Origin of the sequence: Sorangium sp. So ce406, from assembly GCF_051474675.1 — a bacterium.
Classification (GTDB): Bacteria; Myxococcota_A; Polyangia; order Polyangiales; family Polyangiaceae; genus Sorangium; species Sorangium cellulosum_G.
The window spans coordinates 4,281,143-4,298,706 of the sequence record NZ_CP150340.1 but is presented as its reverse complement, the minus strand read 5'-3'; the positions used below and the strand labels follow the sequence as shown (position 1 = coordinate 4,298,706).

Here is a 17,564-nt window from a genome sequence, read left to right as displayed (position 1 = left end):
GTGGCGGCCGAGTGCATCTGCCGACGACCGGGCACCGTGCCGACGCCGGTGCATCCTCGCCTTCTCAGTCGGTCCTGGAGTTCGCCGCCGGGCTCGACTTCCAGCCGTTCGCCGGGCTACTGGACAGCCTCGGCACCATCGCCGCCTACGACCCACCGCGCGTGCTTCCTCGCCATCGTCGCGGGCTCCGCACCGGGCCAGATGCGCTGGGCCGTCGTCGAGCGCGCGCGTTCCGCGCCGCCCGTGGCGCCCGCACTTTCCTCGAGACCGAGCCCTTGCCCCCGGCGTGGGCCGCTGCTCGTCACCCGCGCCACCTTGGCCGCCCCGCGCTCGGCCGTGCTCGACGCGTCCGGCGCGCTCGTCCTAGACGGCGATCGCTACGAGTTCGCCCTCTGATTCGGCGGGCAGTGCTGGGCCGTCAATGCGCAGCACGCCAGGGAGGAGGAGAAGCGACGTACCGCAGCCGCCTGGCCGCGTGAATGGCGGCGGCTCAGGCCACGCGCACTCGGGGCACGATCCCTGGTTCCTCCGCCCGCAGGCTGGGCCGCGCCCGAGCTCCGGAGTCACGCTTTCCGGCTCCTCCCCTCGCAGGGCTTCCCAGCGCATTCACTACCCTACGGGGTCAAGAACGACGTGACCACCACGTCCGTGCGCATCGATGGCGAGACGACTGGGTTCTCGAGACAGCCGGCATAGAAGCCGTCAGTGGTGTCCACCCTGTTGCACACCGCATCGCATGAGCCCACGATCGTCATGGGACCGCACTGCTGAACGGTCGTGGCCCCGGTCACGGGGTCGACGCTGAGGTGGCCGGCCGCACAGTCGCGCTGCAGCTGGCGCGCGCGCGCCACGCCGGTTGGCGAGTAGCAGGCCCGCACGTAGGGCGTCGAAGCGAACAGGTTTCCCCAGAACGCCCCCTCTCTCACCGCATAGGTCGTGCGCTCCGAAGTCGACGAGGACATCGATGACTCCGCGTTGCGCAGGGAAATCGTCACATGAGTGCCGTACCAGTTCGTCCGCGCGGCGATGCAGGCCGTGATCTGGCGCTGTACATAGGTATCGTTCGCGATGCCAAAGGTCGCCCACCAGTGCGCCATCCCGAGCTCGCCCCGGAACACCTCCGGATGGACGCTCCCGGCGCTGTCCGTCCAGGAGAACGAGAACGTCTGGTCCGGGCGCAGCGCACAGCTCACGAGGTAGCGCATGAACTCTCTCGACTGGGCGCCGCTCGCCCCCGGATTCTTGAGGGCCGTCAGCGCGTTCGGCGTCAGCGCGTTCGGCGTCAGCGCGTTCGGCGTCAGCGCGTTCGGCGTCAGCGCGTTCGGCGTCAGCGCGTTCGGCGTCAGCGCGTTGGGGAGGAAGCCATTCCCCGCCATCACCTCACCTTCGGCTACGCCGACGAGTTCCTCCGACTCTTCCTCGAGCTCGGCGCCAATGCAAGCAGCTGTGGCCAAAGGTGCGGCGAGAAGTGCAATCATGCAAGGATGACGGACAGCCATGCTCCTGCTCATATAATTTCGTCCTCTGCCCGATCGTCGGGCGGATACCCATATTGCACGGCGTGTGCCACTGACGGAGTTCCCGCAGGCCGTGCTCGAGGGGTCGAGTGACCGATAACAGAGCGCGCGCACCACATCGGCCGGGATCACCCCGCCGAGCGCGCCGGCGGCGGCCCGGCGAGCGCCGTACAGCGGGCGGCTCGATCGCCGCCGGTGGTAGCCTCCGGCGTATACGCGTGCGGCTCATCCGGGAGAAGAGCGGCTATCCTATCACGAAGCTCGTCGACACCCCCGAGGTACCCGCCGTGGGCTCGATCATCCAGGCGGCCCGCGAGCGCCGCGTCGCAGCCGTGGAAGGCGACGGCGAGCTCGGCGAGGTGGCTGTCTACTTCGCCGAGGACCTCAATGACATGACGCTGCATGTCAACCCGGCGCACCTAGCACACATCGACCAGTTCAAGGCGTCAGGGTGGGATGTGGAGGAAGAGCGGGCGCTGCGTGTCCGGCTTCAGGAACGAATCAGCCGTCAAGGTCGTCCGATATCGGCTGGTCAGAATTGAGCGCGCGATCAGCTGCCGAGCCACTGCTGCGCAAGCTCAAGCGTGCGGGCGTTGTCGGGCACGTCGCGCAGGAAGCGCTCGCGCCAGGCCGAGTCGCTGAGCTTGTCGGCGCGCGCGAACAGCGCCGTCCTGGCCTGCGCGATCGCGGCGGTGGCCTCATCCTGTCTGCCGGCCGCCGCGAGCGACTCGGCGAATGTCAGCCGGACCAGCGACTCGCCCTCTTCGAGCGCGCCGAACGACGCAAGCTTGGAGTTCGCCTCGGCGGCTGTCTGGACCGCCTCATCGATGCGCCCGAGCCTGAGCAGTACGCGCGCGAGGACAGCGAAGGCCTGTACGCCGAGCGCCGGCGCGCTGGGCGAGAGCGCTACTGCAGCGCGCGCTTCGCGTTCGGCCGTGTCGAGATTGCCCATAGCGAACGCGACCTTGGCGAGGTAACAGCGAGAAAATAGCTCCGTGCGTGCGTTGCCCGCTTGCCGGCTCGACGTGATGGCCGACTCGGCGAGCGCGCAGGCTTCGGCCAGCTCGCCCCGAGCCGTGAGGACTTGAGCTAGGTTCGCCTGCACGCCGAGCTTTAGCTCATGCAGATGCATCCGGTCGGCTTCCTCCAGCGCCGCGCGCAGAATCTCCTCCGCTCTCTGGAAGTCGCCGAGCTCCGCATACGTGAAGCCAAGTCCGGAGCGGCTGCTGCAAGCGTTGCGGCGATCGCCTGCTTGCTCAAACGCCGAAATAGCGGCTTCCAGGCTCTCCGCGCAGGCGCCGGTGTCACCTGCGCACATCGCGCGAGACGCACGCGCTTCTCTAACTTTCGCGACCAGCTCCAGATTTCGTGCCTCTACGTCTCCAAGGGAGCGCTCTACTGTCTCGAGCAACCGGGCGCCCTGAGCGTAGCAACCGCCCAAGGTCAGCACGGTCGCGCCAATCGCGAGACAGTCGAGCTTCGTGCTCTGTGCGTCGACCAAAGGGACCGTATCCACCGCCGTCATCGCCCAGCCCTGTATCTCATCGAGCCGACCCAGCCTGTTCAAGGCAAAGAGGATCTGCGAAATGGCCGCGAACCACGTGGTCGATCCGCGCTCGATCCAACCAAGCGCCTCGGTGCCCCGCTCCACGGCAAGGGTGAGCTCGCCGCGCCACACATGAGCCTCCGCCTGGACGCGGCGGAGCTTGCCGGCAGCGTTCCCCTCCGCGCCGCAGCGGATACCCCGATCGGCCCGTTCGATCGCCGCGGCGAGATCGCCGCCCCGGAGCGCCTCCTCGGCGGCGCGCCGGTACGCGTCCGCCGCCCTCTTCTCCTGGCCGCCATGCTCGAAGTGCTCGGCCAGCACCATCGCATCCGCGCCGTCGCCCCGGGCGAGCCAGTCACCCGCGAGGCTGTGCCCGACGCGGCGGTCGCGCTCGGTGAGCATGCCGTAGGCGGCCTCCCGCACCAGTGCATGCCGAAACTCGTACTCCACCTCACCCGCGATACGGGCCTTGTGCCGCCGAAGGATGAGCTCGCGCCGCGCGAGCTCAGTAAGCCGCCGCGCGACCGGCGCGCCGCCCACGAGAGCCGCAACCCCGTTTTCCCAGAACGTCTCGCCGAAAACGCTCGCCGCGCGAAGGACGCGGCGCTCCTCAATGTCCAGCGCCTCGAGCCGCGCCTGCACCATCGCGAGCGCCGTCTCGGGCAGGCCCTCACTTCTGCCCTCAGCGACCGCGCGGATCTGCTCCTCCAGCACGAATGCGTTTCCGTCGGCGCGCGCGAGAAGCCTTTCGACCTGCTCGGCGCCGACGCCGTCGCCCAGCACCTCGCGCACGAGCCGCTCGCTCGCGCGCCGGGGTAGCGGCGCCAGGCGGATCCGGAGGCCATTGCGCTCGCTCCAGAGCGCCGGAAACAGCTCGTTGACCTCCGGGCGGGCGAGCGCCAGCACGAAGAACGACTGGTCCCTCGCGTGCTGGAGCGCTGCGTCGACGAGGGTCACCGTGGGCAGGTCGCCCCAGTGCAGATCCTCCAGCACCAGGATCACCGGCCGTCGCTGGCACTCGGCCCGGACGAAGTCCTCGAACGTCTCTCGGAGGCGATCGCCCATCAGCACCGGGTTCTGCCGCGCCGCCTGGAGCTGCACATCACCTTCGTCGGGAAACGTCGCCCCCACGAGCTCGCCGAGGAACGCTGCGACGTGCGGGCCCTTGTCCCCGAGCCCGTCGAGCTGCTCGACCCGGGCGAGCACCTTGCTCTGCCTCGCCTCCAGCGGCTCGCCGTCGAGGATGCCCATGGCGCGGCGGAGCGCCCGGGCGAGCAGGCCGAACGCGGAGCCGGCGGCGACGGGCTCGGCCCTGCCGATCCAGATCTCGGCTGCGTCGCCGTTTTCCCTCAGGGCACGGAGGAATTCCCAGGCGAGGCGCGACTTGCCCAGGCCCGGGGCGCCAACGACGACCACGACGCTCGCGGTGGTCTCCTCCACGCAGTGGCGCCACTCAGTAGAGAGCTGAGAGAGCTCGCGCTCGCGCCCTACGCAGGGCGTCGGCTTCCCGAGGAGCCTCGGAACGGTGTCCGGCTCCTCCTTCGGTCCGCGCAGCCAACACCCGTCCAGTCCCAGAGCTGTCTCGAAGCGGCTCGCGAGCAGGCCCGCCGTCGCGTCGTCGAGCCGGACGCCCGGGCTGCGCGTCCCCGCGCGCTGCGCAAAGAGATGCACGACACGATCGATCAGCGCGCCGACCGGCAGCCGCCCGGCGATCTCTGCGCGCCCCGTGGCGATCGCCATGGGCACGCCGCCGAGCTCCGCCCGCAGCGCGAGCGCGCAGTGGGCCGCGCGCGCTGCGAGGTCCGTCGGGGCCTCGGCGCCGGACAGCGTGATGAGCAGCCACTGCGCCTGCAGGAGCTCGAGGCGCCCGCCGTGGCGCGCCGCGAGCTCGCGCAGCGCCTCGGCTCGCGCGGCGCGGTCCGCATCCGCGAGCGTGACGTCCTCCGGCGCGAGCGTGGTGGCCGTCTCCGCGCTGCCCTCGGCGGCCAGGATGACGCACATGACCCGGCGCTCCGCCGTCGTGATCCCCTCCCCGGACGCGGGCATCTCGGTGATCTCGCGCCCTCCATCCGGAACCCCTTCGGTGGCCAGCGACGCCAGCTCCTCTGCCACCGCGGCGCCGTCGCGCGGCCGTTCCGCTGCGGGTTTGGACAGCATCCGTGCAATCAGGCGCTCGAGCGGCTCGGGGATGCCGTCGCGAAGCTGGCCGAGCCGTGGAGGATCTTCCAGGACGACCTTCATGATCAGCGAGAGCGCGCTGTCGCCGAGGAACGGCGGACGCCCCGCGAGGCACTCGAACAGCATGCATCCGAGCGCGAACATGTCGGCGCGGGCATCCACCGCCGAGTCGCCGCGCGCCTGCTCGGGGGCCATGTACCCGGGCGTGCCGAGGATGGCGCCGGGCGCCGTCAGGCTCCGCGGGAGCCGCACATCGCGGGCGATGCCGAAGTCGAGCAGGGTGGCGCGCTCGACGGCGCCGCCCACGAGCATCAGATTGCTCGGCTTCAGGTCGCGGTGAACGATGCCGAGCTGGTGGATCGCGCCGAGCGTTGTCGCCACCCGCGCCGCCAGCGTCACGCTCTCGGCAATCGAGAGCGGACCTTCAGCGAGCCTCTCCTCCAGGGTGATGCCATCGAGCCACTGCATGGCCAGGTACGGCCGCCCCGCGCCGGTCACGCCGTGCCCCACGTACTGCACGACCCCGGGGAGCCGGAGCGTGACGAGCGCCTCCGCCTCCCGCGAAAGCCGGCTCATGTCGCGCACGCTCGCGCTCTGCAGCACCTTGAGTGCGATCGCCTCGCCCGACAGGCGGTCGCGCGCACGGTAGACGTCGCCCATTCCGCCTGAGCCGGCGAGCCGTTCGATCTCGAACCGATCCTCGACGACCTCCGAAGCGCGCATCGCCGCTTCAATGTACTCTGCGGATGCGTCGAAGGTCTCGTGTAAGTGGATTCACCCCTCCGCGCACCTTGACCAGCCGCTCGACGAAGTATGACTCGACGAGCGGCCGGAGGCGCAGCGACTCCTCGAGGTACTGCGCAGTGAGGCAGGCGATCGCGGCGGGGTCGGGGCCGGCGGCGCCCGGCGCCGGGGCGGAGCGCGGCGCAGCGGGCGCGCTCCGGGAGGCGTCAACGAGCGCGCTCCGGGCGGCGTCGCCCAACGGAGCAGCGCGCCCGGCTCCGCCGGCACGGTGGCCGGCGGGCGCGCGGCCGCCGAGCCACGCGGCGACGTCCTCGTCGGGCGAGCGGCGCGCTTCTCCCGCGCGGCGACGCGCACGGCGACCTGCGCGCGCGGCGCCCCACGCGGGACCGCGGCGCGCACGGCGGCGAAGCGTGCGCTGGACCACGACGGCACCGCGCACTCGGGCGCGGCGGAAGGCGCCGCGGCCCCGGCGAGGACCGACACGCGCGCTCCTGACAGGCCTCGCCAGAGTCGCGGGCGCCCGGAGCCACACGCGCCGCTGCGCCCGGGCCGGGCTGGAGGCGGCCGTCCGCCGAAGTAGAAGGTCTCCGGGTCAGGCATCGCTGACAGCCATCGATTCAGGCCGGCCCACGCCCGCGCATCGCGCGGCGCGCGCCCGGGAATCACCCAGATCCACCACGACAGCGAGATCCTGGTGCGAGGAGGAGGCCACGCGCCGTCGCGATCGCGCGACGCGGGCGCCCACGCGCGCCTGCGCCGCGTTCAGCACGCCCCCGCCCAAGACGAAGAGCATGATCACCAGCCTGATCCTCTCCATCCTCCCCATCGTCATCCCCACCGCCATCGACGTCGCCACCCTCATCCGCACCGCGCGGGCCGAGGGCCGCCCTATCGACCGGCGCGCCCTCGCCATCTGCCTGTTGAAGCTAACCTGCCGCGCCCTTCTCGAGCTGCCCCTGGACGAGTAGCCCGCCGCCCGGGCGTGAGCCCTCCCGCGTGCGCGGGCTCACGCCCTCTCGCCGGCCGCCCTGTGCCGCCGCCACAGCTCGGGGCCTCGGCCCTTGCCGCGCAGGCCTGGAGCGACCCTTCGAGTGGGCCCGCTCCACGTCCGACGCCGGCACGGCGCCACACTCCCCTGGGCCTTGGGCAGGCTACCTCGAGGACTGGCACGACCGCGCGCCAGTTCGCCCGAGAGGCCGAGGACCCGCTACCAGTTCGCGGCGCCGGTGCCGGCCGCCCTTGGGTTTGCCGCTCTTTTCTTCGTAGGCGAACGGCCCGACCACATTCCCCAGCCCCTAGACGCCGGAATGATCCTGAAGCGGCTGAAGCCCGTGCGCCGATCTGTCGCATATGACCGCTTGATGAAGTGTTGACCCGTTGGGCTAAGGTCGACGAAGAGGGCAACAGCGAGCAATCACAATCCTGGACTTCATGGGCGCCAAGGACCCCGCCGCCCGTGCTGCCCACGCGGTTCTGGTCTGGGCCGCGCAGGTGTACAAACTCGCCACGAGAACCGATGTAAATAGTTGAGCTGCGCCGATGTTTCAGAGCCGCCTGCTCGGCGCAGCCTCTGTAGCTGCCCGCGTCGATTCACTCGGTACAACCAAGTCCCGCTGCGGCACCCCTCGCGCGCTGGTGCGCCTGTTCTCCTACAGCCAGCTTCGAACTCGGATCCGGTGCCATGCCCACGGCTCAGTATCCTCAGGAGCCGGCCGAATCGCCTGGATTTCGTGCGTTGCGACCGGGAGCTTTTCTCCCCGCTCGTTCCTGGTCATGACGACCTCAGGGAATCTGACATCGACGATGCGGACGCGGTGCGCTCGCCACCAAGGATTCGCCCAACCCGGCGCCGTCCCCACCACCAGGTCGACGACCGCGTCCTTCTCGTAGGCGCTCTTCAACTGCTGGTGGAGACTCACGTCGCCGGGCAGGGCCCAGTCGGTGGCCAGCATCTCGTCGACGAAGCCCCAGCGAAGGCGAACGGCGCCATGGAGGACACCGTACCGGTAGAGCGCGTGAAGCGCCTTGACATCGCTCGCGATCCGGCGCGCAAGCGGCCAAAGGTCGCCTTCGGAGAGGTAGCGCCCCACCCTCTCAGGCTCGCCCAGCGGGCGGCGGATGCGGGTGGTCCCGGCAATGAGGAGCTCCGGCGTGATCTGCAGCGTGCGCCCCGCACGGTTCAGCCGTCTCGACTTCTCCGGCGGATCGAGGTCCACGACCTGGCGACGGTCGGCGTCGAACCCCAGCGCGCGCAGCGTGTCGCGGATGTGGAGGCCCGCGATCACGTCGAAGCGCTCGAGCAGTCCGGCGAGCTTGGCGACGTCGCGACCGAGGAAGGTCTGGATCGATCGCCGGCCGACGTCGAGCATCGCCACGGCCTGGGGATCCGCTGCGGAAGGCACCACGCGAAGAACGGCGCGGCGGGCCGTGCGCGCGATCTCCTCGGTCTCCGCGTTGCGTCTTGCCTCGGCGCCGGGTTCCGGCTCCACGCGGCGGACCACGCAGCCCTCCTCCGACGCCGTGGGCTGTGACCGGGACTGCTGAACGAGCGCCGCTGGCGGCAGCCCTCGGACTGCCCGCCGCATCGCGACCAGGCCCGGCGCGACAGGGTTCAGCGTGAGCCGGCCGTCCTCATCCGTGACAAAGAGATCGCTCGGCCCTGGCCTGTTGCGCGAGCCGAGTTTTTCTCGGTGCGTCGTGAGCCCGGCGAGGAAGGTCTCGATCTCCTCGGCGGTCATCGGCGTCCTCCGTGCATCCAGCACGGCCGCGGCCTGTTGGATCCAGGGCAAGCTCGTCACCGAACGATCGCGGAAGGCCGCCTCTACCTCCTCGGTCAACAGCGGCACGTCGTCGGGCACAAGAAGCATGGGCTTCGGGAGCTGTGGCGCCGGGTGTTCGTCGAGGAGAGTGGCGGTTCCCGCGGCCAGGACATCGCGCTCGAAACCGAGGTCGACGACCTTGCGGTACATCAAGTCCCGCAGGACACGGCGCGCCTTGGGAGCGATTGGGCGGAACTCAGGATCCCGCGAGGCTCGGGGACTCGGGTTTGCCATGGTGTGCACACCCTACCGCAACGTGCGTTCCGATTCAGCACCGCCGGCGGGGCTGGGGAACACTCGAGCTTGCATGGAAGATGGCCACTCGCGGGATCGGGACTCGGCCGAGAAGATCACGAACCCGGTCGGAAAGGCGCCCAATGACTTTACGGACAGCCGCACGGATTTTCCGCATGGCCCGTCGCCATGGCGGCCGATCACGGGGCGTCGGCTGGCGAACATGTTTCTGTCCCTGGGCGAAGGCGTGCGAGGGGTCGGGACAGCAGGATCACGGCGGTGCGGCCGGATGCGAGGTGCCGACCGGTCAACTCGACGCCCCCGCTCCCGCAACTGCTTCGAGCCCAATGACGGGCAGCCGACCGCCGTACGCTCGCGCGCTCCGAATTACAAAATCGAGCCCCTCAAAACCGCCCCCGACGGGTTTTCTGCGCGCGCACAAGCTCGCGTTCTGATTCGGTTGATTGCGCTCGTGGAGAAGGGCACCTCGCACCGAGATGCCTCGCGCCAGAGTTACCATTTTGTGCACCTCGGCAGGCCCTGCATCAGGCTCGCCTCGAACGGATGCACAGCGGGCCATGCCGATCCCCCTCGCACGAGCTGCCGGCGGCGAAGGGGCCACCCATCCGGGCTTCCGATGGCCACGCGCGCACGAACCCAAGGGAACGACGATGAAAGGCGATGCAGCAAGAAAGGACCTGGTCGGGCATGAGGATCGGCCCCTCACGCCCCGCGAGCTCGCGCGTCTCCTCCGCGCCTTCGCGCACATGATCGAAGCCGCTGCGAACGATCCCGCGCCGGAGCTCCCTCGCCCGGTCCGCCGGCCCTCTCGCGCCGCGGCTCTGCCCGCAGCGTCTCCGCTGACGCAGGCCCGGGCCACGGCCGCGCTGAAGAAGCTCGGCGTGCTACCCTGAGGGCCGCATGGGCGAGCAACGCAAAGGTCGGCACCTGGTCCGCATCACCATCAACGGCGAACGCCGCCGGATAGGCTCCTGCGCCACCGGGGAGGAGGCCGAGGAGCTGCGCGCCGCCGTCTATTCGCGCGCCAGCGACGTCACCGGCATCACCCTCCGGGCCTGGGGCGAGCAATGGCTCGACCGCCGGGAGCGCCTCGACGGCCTGCGCAGCATCTCGACCGACCGTGGCCGCTGGCGGACGCACATCGAGAACTCTCCACTGGCCAGCATGGCACTCGTCATGATCACGCCGGGCGACGTCGACGCCTGGATATGCGCCCTCCAGAAGAAGCTGACCGCAACACCCTATCGCGCGCCCAAGCCGATCTCCCCCGCCACGGTCAAGCAGGTCATCGGGCTGCTCCGGCAGATGCTCGACGATGCGATGCCCCAGCACATCACCACGAATCCCGTGGCCGCCCTCAAGAAGCGCGTCCAGAAGGCCACCAAGCGCCGCGCCCGCGACGCCACCGTCGAGCCGTGGACCTACCTGGAGCCGGACGAGCAGCACCGCATTCGCACCAGCAATGCCATTCCCGAGGCCGACCGCCAGATCATCCTCTTCGCCCTCCTCACCGGCCTCCGCCAGGGCGAGCAGTTCAACCTCGAGCTCGCCGATCTCCGCCTCGACGCCGACGCCCCGCACGTCGTGGTCCGCTTCGGCTCGAAGAACCAGCCCCCGAAGAACGGCAAGATCCGCCGCGTCTACCTCTCCGCCGACGCCGTCGACATCTGCCGCCGCTGGCTCGCGCTCCTCCCCACCTACGCCCCCCACAACCCCGAAGCCCTCGTCTTCCCCGGCGCCCGAGGCGGCCGCGTCTCGAAAGGCAAGACCCCGCTCATCCGCAGCGAGATGGTCACCCTCCCGACCGGCCGCCGGAAGCAGAAGAAGGTCGACCTCTTCGACCGCCACCTCGCCGCCGCCGGCATCTCGCGCCCGGTCCGCTGGCACGACCTCCGTCACAGTTGCGCCAGCTCGCTCGTCGCCGGCTGGTGGGGCCGCCGCTGGACGCTCGAGCAGGTCCGCGAGCACCTCGGCCACACGTCGATCGCCTCGACGCACCGCTACGCACACCTGAGCGAGACGGCCATCAAGGGCGCCGTCCGCCAGACGCCCGGGTGGGCAGCGCCGCTGCCCACCTCCGCCTCGATTCCACCTGAGGTTTCGCGTCTAACCCCTCGGAATCATTCAGTGGGTCGACAGGGACTCGAACCCTGGACCTACGGATTAAAAGTCCGCAGCTCTACCGACTGAGCTATCGACCCGATTCAGCGGCCGGCGAAGTTAGCAGAAGGTCCAGGCAGGTTCCACCTTTCCTTTCCTGCCCCCGCCGCCCGCTTCCCGCCGCCTGCTTCCCGCCGCCCCCGCGCCCGTCCCCCTGTCCCCGCCCCGCTCACCCTCCCCCTCTCCGAAACGCCCCCGCCCCCGTCCCGCCCGCCTCCCCTCCCTCTCCCCTCGCTTCTCCCTCACGGCCGCCTTCCTCACGCCCTCGCCTCGCGCTATGAGGTCCCGCCATGTCGCCGTCGCGCCCTTCCGCCGCCTCCAAGGAATCGTTCGCTTCGCTCTTCGAGCAGTCCGAGGGGGCTGGCAAGCAGCGCCGCCGGCAGTACCACACGGGCGAGACCGTCGAGGTGACCATCGTCGCGATCGCGCGCGAGGCGGTCTTCGCGGATCTCGGTGGCAAGCAGGAGGGCATGTTCGAGCGCGTTGCCCTGAGCGATGGCGACGGCAACGTCCGGGTCTCGGTCGGCTCGCGCGTCTCTGCGGTCGTCTCGGGCGTCGACTTCGGCACCGGCCAGGTGCGCCTCACCCCGGTGGTCGTTCGTGCGAGCGATGACGGCGACAGCGCGTCGCCGCTCGCTGTCTCTTCGCCGACTGCCGGTGGTGCGCCGCTGCTCGTCGAGGGGGCCCGGGTCAAGGGCAAGGTGACGGGCATCGAGAGGTACGGCGTCTTCGTCCAGATCGCCGGCACGTCGGGCCGCTCGGGTCGCGGCCTCGTCCCGACGGCCGAGACGGCGACGCCTCGCGCCGCCGATCTGAAGAAGCACTTCACCGTGGGCCAGGAGGTCGAGGCGAAGATCCTCAACGTCGACGAGTCCGGCAAGATCCGCCTGTCGATTGCCGCGCTCCGCGTCGACGAGGAGCGCGGCCAGTTCGAATCGTACGCCAAGGCCGAGCGCTCCGGCGGTGGCAATGACAAGGGCGACAAGACCGCCAAGCCCGCTCCGCGCAACTTCGGCACGCTGGGCGACCTGCTCGCGAAGAAGGTCAAGCGCTAATCGAGCGCGCCGCCTCGCTGTCCCGTCCGCCGCCGCCTCACCCGCGCCGCGCGGCAGGAGATTGCATCGCCCCCGCCGCTCGGCGTACACCTCGCCCGCTCGGCTCCCGGCTCGCGCTCCAGCTCCTCGTGGCCCGCTGGTCGCGTCCTCGCGCACGCCCGCCCAGGCGCCCGCGGCCTTGCTTCTCCGTCTCCGCCTGCGCCCCCGCGTCGATGCCTTCCCTCGCTCGTACCTCCGCGCCCGCCCTCGCCTTCCTGGCCGCCGCCTGCTCTCCAGCGCAGGATCCACCCGGCCGGGCGACCGATGACCGCCGCGCCGACGCTCCTGCAGCCACCGCTCCCGGCGCCCCCGCGTCGCCCGACAACGCAGCCGCTTCCTCTTCCGGCTCGCCCTCTCCCGACTCGCCTTCCCTCGCCGCCGCCTCCGGCTCTCCCAAGGAGGCCACCCTCCCGGGCCAGGGCGCGAAGATCGCCAGCATCGCGATGCGCACCTGGATCTACGTCGCCCCCGACGAGCGCTCCACGAAGCTCGGCTACCTGCGCGCCGGCGCGGTCGTCGACCGCGCCGAGCTCCCCGCGGGCACCAAGGGGTGCGCTGGCGGCTGGTACCGGATCGCGCCGCGCGGCTACGTCTGTGTCGGCAAGGGCGCCTCGCTCGCGCTCGAGCACCAGGTGGTCGCCGCCGCCGTGCGCGGCCCGCGCCGTGGAGCGCCCGTGCCGTACCACTACGTCATGTCGGGCTCGCCTCCGCCGCACCTCTATTTCCGGCTCCCAACGGTCGAGGATCAGCGCCGCGTCGAGGGCTCCACGCTGAGCGTCCACCTCGCCCGCGCCGCCGTCGCGCCCTCTTCCTTGCCGCTCGACCCGGTGCCCGCGTTCCTGCTCGCCGGCCGGGATCTCCCCAAGCCGTACGGCGCCGAGGAGAAGCTCCACTACTCCGTGCACACGGGCCGCGCCAAGGAGAGCTCTGCCTTCGGCCTCATCACCACCTTCGAGTGGACCAACCGCCGCTTCGGCCTCACCACCGAGCTCGACCTCATCCCGCTCGATCGCACGCGTCCAGCGCGCCTCAGCGCGCTTCGCGGCGTCGTCATCAAGGACCTCGACGCCGAGGGCGCCGAGGTCCCCGCGAGCGCCGCCGACCCCGCGTCCCCGCCCGGCGCCGCCTCGCCGACCGCCAGCGCGGCCCCGGCCTCGCCGATGCCCGCGGCCGCCCCAACGCCGTCGGCCTCGCCGATGCCCGCGGCCGCCCCGACGCCCCCGGCCGCTTCCCCCGCCGACGCCGCCAGCGCCTCGTTCTCCATCGCCGAGCCCCCCGCCGACGAGCTTCCTCCCCCGCCGCACGGCACCGACCCTCGCATCGATCCCAGCCTGAAAGGCGCCCCTGCGTTCGTCCGCGCCCACGGCGCGAGCAAGCATCGTCCCTCGGCGTCGGGCGGCTCGCTCGTCGACGCGGGGCTCGCGCCGTTCCGCTCGGGCTGGGTGCTCACCGGCCGCACGCGCGGCGGCGCGAAGGGGCTGCTCGAGACGACCGAGGGCTCATGGCTCGCCGGCGACCACCTCGTCATCGCCGAGCTGCGCAAGGACCCTCAGGGGTTCGCGCGCGACGGCAAGAAGTGGATCGACATCTCGATCCGCCGCCAGATCCTCGTCGCCTACGAGGGCACGCGCCCCGTGTTCGCGGCGCTCATCTCCAGCGGGCGCAGCGGCATGGCGGATCCCGAGGAGACCGACGCCACCGTCCGCGGCTCGTTCTACATCCACGCGAAGCACGTCTCGACCACGATGGACGGCGACGACGAGGCGTCCGAGGCGTTCGACCTGCGAGACGTGCCGTACACGCAGTACTTCCACGAAGGGTACGCGCTGCACGGCGCCTACTGGCACGACGAGTTCGGCAAGGCGCGCAGCCACGGCTGCATCAACCTGGCGCCCGCCGACGCCGCCTGGCTCTTCGAGTGGACCGAGCCCGCCGTCCCGCCCGAGTGGCACGGCGCCCTCAATATCGAGGGCGGCGGCACGCTCGTCTACGTGCACGGCTGAAGCCACGCGCACGCCTGAGGCCACCCGCGCGGTCGACGTCACGCGCACGGCCGACGCTGTCACGCGCACGGCACCGCCGCCGCCGTCCGGCCTCGGCCCGCTCCGCCAGCACGTCTGGCGGAGGGGCCGCGCCCCAGCTCTCCCGCTGCCTCGCTTCCCGCCTCGCCGTTACTGGCAGGAGGCCGGCATCTGCGCGCCGAGCAGGAGGCCGCGCAGCGTCGAGAGCGCCTGCCGGCCTTGCGGCGAGTTCGCCAGGCCGTCGCACGCCGAGGCCGCCGCGAGGTAGCCGCCCTGCTGCTCGGGGGGCGCCGACTTCGCGTTCTGGCGCAGCGCCGCGCAGCACTTCCGGATGCCGCTCGGGTCGCCCGTTCCGACCACCTTCTTCCCGGCGTCTGCGTCCGCGACGTCAGCGTCGGCCGCGTCCGCCCCGGCGTCCTCTTCCGGCACGATCTGCGTCGTGGGCGTCGGCGTCGGGGCCGGCGTCGGCACGGCCGGCGCCGAGGGCACCGGCGGCAGCTCCTCCTCCTCCTTCTTGCACCCGTTGCTGACCAGAGCCACCGCGAGGGGGAACGTCAGCGCCCCCAGAACCGTGAAGAGCCGTGTAGGTTTCATCTCACCTCAAGTATCCGATCCGCGTTTGCGTGGGAACTTCTGTTCGACGAGGGACGCCCCGATCGCAACCAACTTCCCCGAGCGCACGCGGTCATGATACCCGCCGACTGCACGCCCTCGGCGATCCGAGCGGTCGAAGTATGGGCGTCGCGAGTCCGCTCGCAAGACCGCGAACGCCGCCGACGTCCGTCGCCTCAGGTGCGCCCCGATCTCGTCTACGGGCGCGTCCGTCGCGGCGTACGACGGCGCGCGCAGCGCGGCGTGGAGCGCGGTGAGCTGCGATGCCGCCATGAAACGCGAGCGGGCGCGCGCCCCTGGCCCAAGCGCTCGCGCGTGCGCATGTCCAAATCACGAAAGGACACGCCGACCGGCCGCCCGTGGGTCACGACTCCAGCGTTCGACCGATACGGCTGAAGCAGAAGCAACCATGAAGAGCACGCAGCACAAGGAGTGGAGGAACGAACACCGATCCGCTGTCGCCAACCCCGGAGAAGACACCTCGGTCGCGTTCTCGGTGGACGCCCAGCCGACCACGGAGACCGCCGCCGCCACGACCCCGCCCGCGGCGCACGTCGCGGACGACGATCGCGACGTGCCCTCGGGGGTCATCGACCTGAGCGCGCTGAGGGCCGGCGAGCACAGCGCTCCCCATGTCCTCGACGTCCTGCCGATCTTCCCGTTCGGCGAGCCGCCCGCGTCGGCACGCGCGCCCGCGTCGGCACGCGCGCCTGTGTCGGCACGCGCGCCCGCTGCCCCGGCGCAGGGCGGCTCGATCCGGGCGTGGCGCGCCCGCCCGGCCGTCGCCGTGCTCGCGGCCGCCGGCGCGGTCACGGCCCTCATCGTGGGCTTCGCGGCGCCGCGCGCCGCCGATCCGGGGCCTCCGGCGACCGCCGGGCTCGCCGCCGCGACGCGCTCGATCGAGGCGCGGCTCCCGCACGCCGAGGCGTCTGCTGCTGAGCCTGCCGAGCGCGCGCAGGTCGCGCCGGCGCCCCCCGAGGCGAAGCGCGCGGCCGCCGGCGTCCCCGGCGACGATCCCGGCACCGTCGTCGCCGCGCGCCGCGCCCCCGAGGGCCGCACGCGCGTCACCGGCGCGGCCGCCCCGCAGCACGGCAAGGCCGGCTCCGCGGCGACGGGCGCCGCCGACCGCCGCGCTCCCGCGGACCCTTGCGGCGGCGACCTCATGTGCGCCATGCGCCGCGCGACGGGCGGCTGATCCCACGTCGCTCCGCGGCGGCTCCTCCCGCCGCCGCGGAGCGACCGCGCTCCACGCTCGCCCGCCCCCCTCCTCGGCCGCGCTCCGCGGCCCCCCAGCACCGAGCAGCGGCCCCCCAGCACCGAACAGCGGCCCCCATCGCCGCGCGGCTCAGGCCGGGCGCCATCCCGGCCCGAGCCCGTTCACGCGGACGCCGGGCTCGATCCCGTCGACGAGCCGGCGTGCACGGCGATCGAGTCGAGCAGGCGGTTCAGGTCGAACGGCTTCGCGACCGACGCGCACGCGCCCACCTCGCGGGCCCACGTGCCGGCGTCGACCGCCGCCGTCATGACCAGGATCGGCGCGCGCGGGCCGGGGCACGACGCATACGCGCGCGCGAACCCCCAGCCGTCCATCACCGGCATGCGCATGTCGAGAAGGATAAGGTTCGGCCTGTTGCGCTCGAGCAGCGCGAGCGCGGCCTCGCCGTCGCTCGCGGAGAGGACGTCGTAGCCCTCCTCCAACAGCGTGATCTCGAGCATCTCCCGGATCTCCTGGTCGTCGTCCACGATCAGGATCTGCTTGCGCCGTTTCACGCGGCTCCTTTCGGTTTGCAGCTTGGATCGGGGCGCGTCGTTCGCCGTCCCCTCCACCCCGGTTCCACAGTACCCGTCTGCCACGATATCCCCCCACAGGGCCGCTCGCCTGCGATCGTCACCCCAGGCAAACGATGTCACGCCCGCCTCCCTCGTCGCACGTGACAAGCGCAATCTCGACCGCGCGCCCGTTCGGGTCAGACGCTCACGCGCGTGGACGCGCGCTCGCCGGTACGGACGACGCGACCTCGTCGTGGGCCTCCATCCTGGGCAGAAGCGCAGCGTCGAGCTCCGTCTTGCCCTCGCTCGCGAGCCGCTCGATCGCGCTCGCCGCGCGGCGGATGTCGTCGGACAGGAGCCCGATCGCGAGGCCGCCCGTGCCGTCCGGCACGCCCGCGAGCCGGGCGTGCGCCTTGCCCAGCAGGCGCACCGCTCCGGACGGGCTCTGCATCCGCGTGAGCTTGTGCATGGCCGCGGCGACGAGGATGAGCCCCTGGAGGAACGCCTTCCTCACCGGGTGCGGCTCGTCGCGCCACCCGACCTCCCAGCGCTCGTGCGCCTCGAAGAACAGCCCGGTGCGGTAGGCTTCGAGCCCGCTCTGGACGATCGCTTCGAGCTCGGCGTCGGGGGATGTCATGGCGCGCAGCGGCGGGACGGGTCGAGAGAACGTAGCACGCGGGCCGGCGCGCCCCGCGCTCCGTCCCCGCGGTGCTACGCTCGCCGCGTGCAACGGTGGATCCTCGTCGCGGTGATCGCTGGGCTCCACCTGCTGGCGTTCTCGATCGGCCTGTTCCTGCGCCGCCGCAGGCAGCGCCGCCGCGCTCAGCGCTGACGCCGCGCGCGGCTCC

The 17,564-nt window shown here is 71.7% G+C and carries 13 protein-coding genes, 1 tRNA gene and 1 pseudogene; 7 read left to right on the top strand and 8 right to left on the bottom strand.

The genetic code is table 11. The features are described 5' to 3' along the window. Nucleotides 1-614 precede the first annotated feature (614 nt). Complete coding sequence (locus tag WME96_RS15905) at nt 615-1,499, bottom strand: hypothetical protein (RefSeq protein WP_437290954.1); 885 nt, start codon at nt 1,497-1,499, stop codon at nt 615-617. 305 nt (nt 1,500-1,804) lie between these two features. Between WME96_RS15905 and WME96_RS15900 the strand changes: the two genes are divergently transcribed. Then, entirely contained in the window at nt 1,805-2,059 is a 255-nt protein-coding gene (locus WME96_RS15900; protein ID WP_437290953.1) for a hypothetical protein, read from the top strand. Nucleotides 2,060-2,067: 8 nt separating this feature from the next. Here WME96_RS15900 and WME96_RS15895 read toward each other — a convergent pair whose 3' ends face one another. Together WME96_RS15895 and WME96_RS15890 are read right to left on the bottom strand one after the other, a co-directional pair. Then, a complete protein-coding gene (locus WME96_RS15895) occupies nt 2,068-5,964 on the bottom strand; it encodes a protein kinase domain-containing protein (protein WP_437290952.1) in 3,897 nt (1,298 codons plus the stop codon). A gap of 613 nt (nt 5,965-6,577) precedes the next feature. Continuing rightward, nucleotides 6,578-6,784, bottom strand: a complete 207-nt coding sequence (locus tag WME96_RS15890; protein WP_437290951.1) for a hypothetical protein — start codon at nt 6,782-6,784, stop codon at nt 6,578-6,580. Here WME96_RS15890 and WME96_RS15885 point away from each other — a divergent pair. Next, a complete protein-coding gene (locus tag WME96_RS15885) occupies nt 6,777-6,953 on the top strand; it encodes a hypothetical protein (RefSeq protein WP_437290950.1) in 177 nt (58 codons plus the stop codon). The two genes, WME96_RS15890 and WME96_RS15885, sit on opposite strands and share 8 nt — an antisense overlap. 681 nt (nt 6,954-7,634) lie before the next feature. On the opposite strand, the gene WME96_RS15880 is transcribed toward WME96_RS15885, so the two are convergent. Continuing rightward, entirely contained in the window at nt 7,635-8,954 is a 1,320-nt protein-coding gene (locus WME96_RS15880; protein WP_437290949.1) for a hypothetical protein, read from the bottom strand. Nucleotides 8,955-9,959: 1,005 nt separating this feature from the next. On the opposite strand from WME96_RS15880, the pseudogene WME96_RS15875 reads away from it, so the two are divergent. Continuing rightward, nucleotides 9,960-11,018 (top strand): annotated as a pseudogene (locus WME96_RS15875) (tyrosine-type recombinase/integrase); the annotation flags it as partial. Between the two features lie 169 nt (nt 11,019-11,187). Here WME96_RS15875 and WME96_RS15870 read toward each other — a convergent pair. Beyond that, a tRNA-Lys gene (locus WME96_RS15870) sits at nt 11,188-11,260 on the bottom strand. Nucleotides 11,261-11,509: 249 nt separating this feature from the next. Here WME96_RS15870 and WME96_RS15865 point away from each other — a divergent pair. Both WME96_RS15865 and WME96_RS15860 read left to right on the top strand, forming a co-directional pair. Continuing rightward, complete coding sequence (locus tag WME96_RS15865) at nt 11,510-12,274, top strand: S1 RNA-binding domain-containing protein (RefSeq protein WP_437290948.1); 765 nt, start codon at nt 11,510-11,512, stop codon at nt 12,272-12,274. 482 nt (nt 12,275-12,756) lie between these two features. Further along, nucleotides 12,757-14,316, top strand: a complete 1,560-nt coding sequence (locus WME96_RS15860) for a L,D-transpeptidase (protein ID WP_437290947.1) — start codon at nt 12,757-12,759, stop codon at nt 14,314-14,316. A 168-nt stretch (nt 14,317-14,484) separates the two neighbouring features. Here WME96_RS15860 and WME96_RS15855 read toward each other — a convergent pair whose 3' ends face one another. After that, nucleotides 14,485-14,928, bottom strand: coding sequence for a hypothetical protein (locus WME96_RS15855; RefSeq protein WP_061613774.1), 444 nt, complete (start codon nt 14,926-14,928; stop codon nt 14,485-14,487). Nucleotides 14,929-15,355: 427 nt separating this feature from the next. Here WME96_RS15855 and WME96_RS15850 point away from each other — a divergent pair, with 427 nt between their 5' ends. Further along, nucleotides 15,356-16,141 carry a hypothetical protein gene (locus WME96_RS15850; RefSeq protein WP_437290946.1) on the top strand — a complete coding sequence of 262 codons (786 nt, stop codon included), beginning with the start codon at nt 15,356-15,358 and terminating at the stop codon, nt 16,139-16,141. 182 nt (nt 16,142-16,323) lie between these two features. Here the strand turns inward: WME96_RS15850 and WME96_RS15845 are convergent, their stop codons facing one another. Then, entirely contained in the window at nt 16,324-16,716 is a 393-nt protein-coding gene (locus WME96_RS15845; protein WP_437290945.1) for a response regulator, read from the bottom strand. A 205-nt stretch (nt 16,717-16,921) separates the two neighbouring features. Next, complete coding sequence (locus WME96_RS15840) at nt 16,922-17,353, bottom strand: DUF309 domain-containing protein (protein ID WP_437290944.1); 432 nt, start codon at nt 17,351-17,353, stop codon at nt 16,922-16,924. Nucleotides 17,354-17,440: 87 nt separating this feature from the next. On the opposite strand from WME96_RS15840, the gene WME96_RS15835 reads away from it, so the two are divergent. Then, nucleotides 17,441-17,548: an LPXTG cell wall anchor domain-containing protein gene (locus tag WME96_RS15835; RefSeq protein WP_437290943.1), complete on the top strand. Its 108-nt coding sequence runs from the start codon at nt 17,441-17,443 to the stop codon at nt 17,546-17,548. The last annotated feature ends 16 nt before the right edge of the window (nt 17,549-17,564 follow it).